Source organism: Brachybacterium sp. HMSC06H03 (assembly GCF_001807385.1).
Classification (GTDB): Bacteria; Actinomycetota; Actinomycetes; order Actinomycetales; family Dermabacteraceae; genus Brachybacterium; species Brachybacterium conglomeratum.
The window spans coordinates 1-4,885 of the sequence record NZ_KV788885.1; the positions used below are offsets into that span (position 1 = coordinate 1).

Genomic DNA, 4,885 nt, shown 5'->3' on the forward strand with positions numbered 1-4,885 from the left:
CCTGCCCCCGCAGCGTCGGTACGACCCGCCGCGCCGGCTCACGCCCTCCCGCGAGCGCGACCGCCCCTGGCGGCGGGGCGTCGTCCTCGCCGGCGGCGCCGTGATGCTGGTGGTGATCCTGTTCCTGGCCGCCTCGACGGCCTTCACCTGGTGGAACGGCCGCGCCTACCAGGACGTCCCCGCGACCGCGGGTCTCGGGACCCCCTCCTCGCTGCAGCTGACCAGCACCCTCGGCGATGTGCGGGTGCTGCCCTCCGAGGAGGTCGACGAGGTGACGGTCTCGCTCGTCACACCGGGCACCACGGTCCCGTCGCCGGCCGGGGAGCAGGTCCGCGCCCGTCTCGAGCGCGGCGGCACGGGCTCCGCCGCGGCCATCGCCGTGAGCCAGCCCGAGAGCTACTCCACCTGGCCCGGCCTCGACGACACGCGCGACGTGCTCGTGCTCGTCCCGGTCGGGCACGAGCTGGACCTCGACCTCCGCACCGATGTGGGGGACGTGGTCGCCGAGGGCGACTTCGGCTCCCTCGCGGTGCGCTCCGACGTGGGCGACGTGCACCTGGGCACCACGAGCATCGCGGAGGACGTCACCGTCTCGACCGAGGTCGGGGGGATCGAGGCCGATCTCGCCGCCCCCGGCCCCTCGGCCGTGGACCTCTCCTCGACCCTCGGGGACATCTCCTTGCAGCTCCCCGCGGAGGCGAGCGGTGCGGTCGGGGCGGTGACCGAGCTCGGCGACGTGCGGATCGCGGTCGGGGGCACCTCGACGTGGCAGGTCGAGACGCGCAGCTCGCTGGGCGAGGTCACCGTGGACCCCGCGCTCCGCGGCTCCGAGTCGGAGTCCGCGGGCACGCTGACCGCCGTCACCGAGACCGGGGACGTCACGCTCACGCGCTGAACGTCCCCGGGCCCGGCGTCCCTCAGGGCTTCCCGGGCATCCCCTGCTGGATCAGGTCCATCACGGAGGCGTCGGCGAGGGTCTGGGTGTCCCCCACCTGGCGGTTCTCGGCGACGTCGCGCAGCAGGCGGCGCATGATCTTGCCCGAGCGGGTCTTGGGCAGCTCGGTGACCACCAGCACCCGCTTCGGCTTCGCGATCGGGCCGATCTCCTTGCCCACATGGGCCCGCAGCAGCTCGGGGACCTTCTCCTCGCCGCCGGCGGCCGCGATCTCCTCCGCGCTGCCGCCGCGCAGGATCACGAAGGCGACGGGCGCCTGCCCCGTGGTCTCGTCGTTCGCGCCGACGACCGCGGCCTCGGCGACCCAGTCGTGGCCGACCAGCGCGGACTCGATCTCCATGGTCGAGAGGCGGTGGCCGGAGACGTTCATGACGTCGTCCACACGGCCCAGCAGCCAGATGTCGCCGTCCTCGTCGCGCTTGGCGCCGTCGCCGGCGAAGTAGAGGCCCTCGAAGCGGGACCAGTAGGTCTCCTTGAAGCGCTCCGGGTCGCCCCAGATGCCGCGGAGCATGCCGGGCCAGGGCTTGTCGAGCACGAGATAGCCGCCCTCGCCGTTCGCGACCGACGTCCCGCTCTCGTCCACGACGTCCGCGCCGATCCCGGGCAGCGGCACCTGCGCGGAGCCGGGTTTGGTGGCGGTGATGCCGGGCAGCGGCGAGATCATGATGCCGCCGGTCTCGGTCTGCCACCAGGTGTCCACGATCGGGCAGCGGTCCCCGCCGATCACACGGCGGTACCACATCCATGCCTCCGGGTTGATCGCCTCGCCGACGCTGCCGAGCAGGCGCAGGGAGGAGAGGTCGTGCTTCGCGGGGATGTCCTCCCCCCACTTCATGGCGGTGCGGATCGCGGTGGGCGAGGAGTAGAACAGGGTGACCCCGTGCTTCTCGATGATCTCCCACCAGCGGCCCTGGTGCGGGGTGTCCGGGGTGCCCTCGTAGATCACCTGCGTGGCGCGGTTGGCCATCGGGCCGTAGACGACGTAGGTGTGCCCGGTGATCCAGCCGACGTCGGCGGTGCACCAGTACACGTCGGACCTCGGCTTGAGGTCGAAGACGTTGCGGTGGGTGTACGCGGCCTGGGTGAGATATCCGCCGGTGGTGTGGACGATGCCCTTGGGCTTCCCGGTGGTGCCGGAGGTGTAGAGGATGAACAGCGGGTGCTCGGCCTCCACCGGCACCGGCGCGTGCTCGGTCGAGGCGGTCTCCCTCGCCTCGTGCCACCACACATCACGGCCCTCGGTCCACTCCACGTCCCCGCCGGTGCGGCGCACCACGAGGACCTTCTCCACGGAGTCCGCGCCGCCGGCGAGCGCCTCGTCGACGGCGGGCTTGAGCGGGAGCTGCTTGCCGCGGCGGTTCTGCCCGTCGGCGGTGATCACCACGCGCGCCTCGGCGTCCTCGATCCGAGAGCGCAGGGCGTCGGCGCTGAAGCCGCCGAAGACGACCGAGTGGGGCGCGCCGAGGCGGGCGCAGGCGAGCATCGCGAAGACGGCCTCGGGGATCATCGGCAGGTAGATCGCGACGCGGTCGCCGGTCCTCACGCCGAGGTCCACGAGCACGTTCGCCATGCGGGAGATCTCGTCCTTGACGTCCGCATAGGTGAACGCGGCGTCGGAGCCGTCCTCGTACTCGGCCAGCAGCGCGACCTGGGCGCCGTGGCCGGACTCGACGTGGCGGTCCACGCAGTTGTAGGCGACGTTGAGGGTGCCGTCGGCGAACCAACGCGCGAAGGGCGGGTTCGACCAGTCCAGCGTCTCGGTGAAGGGCGTCTCCCAGCTCAGCAGGCTCGCGCGCGAGCGCCAGAACGCGAGGCGGTCCCGTTCGGCCTCCGCGTAGAGCGAGGGGCGGGCGACCGCGTCCTGCACGAACTCGGTGGGCGGGGAGAAGGTGCGGGTCTCCTGGGAGAGGTTCTCGATCCCGGTGACGGCCTCGTCAGTCATTAACACTCCTGCTTCACGGGCCCCGGGAGGACCGGGGCGGATGGACGCGAACACCGTATCGCAGGAGATGCACGTCACGCTCACGACGATCATGGCGGCCCGACGTCCTCCCGGCCGTGCCCACTACCGTGGGGGACCATGGCCCCTGACCCCGCCGTCGCCCCCGCCCTGCTCGCCCCGGCGCAGCTGCGCCGTCTCGAGATGCGCAACCGCATCTGGCTCGCCCCGATGTGTCAGTACATGGTCGAGGAGCGGGACGGGGTGCCCACCGACTGGCACCTGGTGCACCTCGGCGCGCGGGCCGCGGGCGGCTTCGGGATGATCGTCACGGAGGCGACGGCGGTCTCCCCCGAGGGACGCATCAGCCCCCAGGACACCGGGCTGTGGAACCGCGAGCAGAGCGACGCGTGGCGGCGGATCACCTCCTTCTGCCAGGGCCAGGGCGCTCGCATCGCCGTGCAGCTCGCCCATGCCGGCCGCAAGGCCTCCACCTGGCCGGCCCTGCCCCGCTACCGCGCGCGGCGCGGCACGGTGCCGGAGTTCGCCGCGGGCTGGCGCACCGTCGGCCCCACCCCGGAGCCCTTCCCGGGGCTGGATGCGCCAGATGCGCTGGGGAAGGAGGAGATCGCCGGGGTGGTCGCCGACTTCGTCGCCGCGACCGGCCGGGCCGAGGAGGCGGGGTTCGACGCGGTCGAGCTGCACTTCGCCCACGGCTATCTCGTCCACGAGTTCCTCTCGCCGCTGGTGAACACGCGCACCGACGAGTACGGGGGCGACGGGCCGGGACGGCGCCGCCTGGCCCGGGAGATCGCCGCGGCGGTGCGTGAGGCCTGGCCGGCCGACCGCCCGCTGATCGTGCGCATCAGCGCGACCGACTGGATCGACGGGGGCTGGGACATCGCCCAGTCCGTCGAGCTCGCCCGCGAGCTCGAGGAGGTCGGCGTCGACGCCCTGCACGTCTCCACCGGCGGTGCCGTCATCGCGGACATCGCGGTGGGGCCCGAGTACCAGGTCGGCTTCGCCCGGACGCTGCGCGATGCCGTCTCGATGCCGGTCGCGGCCGTCGGCCTGATCACCGATCCGCACGGCGCCCAGGAGGTGCTCGAGCGCGGGGACGCCGACTTCGTGGCCGTGGGTCGGGCGGCCCTGCGCGAGCCGGGCTGGCCCCAGCGCGCCGCGCACGAGCTGGGGGTGCGCGATCCCGCGCTCTACCCCGGCGCCTACCACCGCGGCTCCTGGTGAGCGGCACGGCAGGTCGACGATGATCCTGGTGACCGGGGCGAGCGGCGGCGTCGGCACCGCGCTGTGCCTGGAGCTGGCCGCGCGCGGCGAGGACCTCGCGCTCACGGCCCGGGATCGGGGCAGGCTCGAGGCGCTGGCCGAGCGGGTGCACGCAGCGGGCGGCACCGCCACGGTGCACCCCTGCGATCTGCGGGACCAGGAGGCGGTCGCGGAGCTCGCCGCGGAGGTGCTCGCGCTGCACGGGGCGCCGTCCGCGATCGTCTCCCTCGCGGGCCACTCGCTGCGCCGCTCCCTCGCCGACACGATCGGGCGCCCGCACGACCTCGTGCGTCTCACGGGTACGAACATGCTCGGCCCGGCCGCGCTGCTGCTCGCCCTGCTTGCGCCGATGAGTCGCGCCGGCGGCGGACGGTTCCTCGCGGCCACCAGCGCCTCCGCCCGGATCCCGACCCCGGGCTGGGCCGCCTACGGCGCCTCGAAGGCGGGGCTGGACGCCTGGCTGCGGGCGATCCGGCCCGAGGCGGAGCAGGCCGGGGTGCGGATCACCGTGATCGAGCTGCCGCTGGTGGCGACCGCGATGGCCGCCCCGACCTACGGCGACCGGCCCCGGGGAGCGCTCACGCCCGCGCAGGCCGCCGCCCGGGTGCTGCGGGGGCTGGACCGCGCCCCGGCGCTGGTCTCCCCGCCCTGGGCACGGCTCGCCGCGGTGCTCTCGCAGACCGCACCGGCCCTCGCGGCCCGTGGTG

The 4,885-nt window shown here is 74.0% G+C and carries 4 protein-coding genes; 3 read left to right on the plus strand and 1 reads right to left on the minus strand.

The genetic code is table 11. The annotated features are described in order from the left end of the window. Positions 1-895: DUF4097 family beta strand repeat-containing protein (locus tag HMPREF3159_RS17525; RefSeq protein ID WP_070501225.1), on the plus strand; the 895-nt coding region annotated here is incomplete at its 5' end. A 22-nt stretch (positions 896-917) separates the two neighbouring features. Here HMPREF3159_RS17525 and acs read toward each other — a convergent pair. Further along, complete coding sequence (gene acs / locus HMPREF3159_RS12025; RefSeq protein ID WP_070501226.1) at positions 918-2,897, minus strand: acetate--CoA ligase; 1,980 nt, start codon at positions 2,895-2,897, stop codon at positions 918-920. A gap of 138 nt (positions 2,898-3,035) precedes the next feature. On the opposite strand from acs, the gene HMPREF3159_RS12030 reads away from it, so the two are divergent. Further along, positions 3,036-4,139: an NADH:flavin oxidoreductase/NADH oxidase gene (locus tag HMPREF3159_RS12030; protein ID WP_070501227.1), complete on the plus strand. Its 1,104-nt coding sequence runs from the start codon at positions 3,036-3,038 to the stop codon at positions 4,137-4,139. Positions 4,140-4,158: 19 nt separating this feature from the next. Continuing rightward, positions 4,159-4,885 (plus strand): SDR family NAD(P)-dependent oxidoreductase (locus tag HMPREF3159_RS12035; RefSeq protein ID WP_070501228.1); only part of this gene is annotated, 727 nt, incomplete at its 3' end.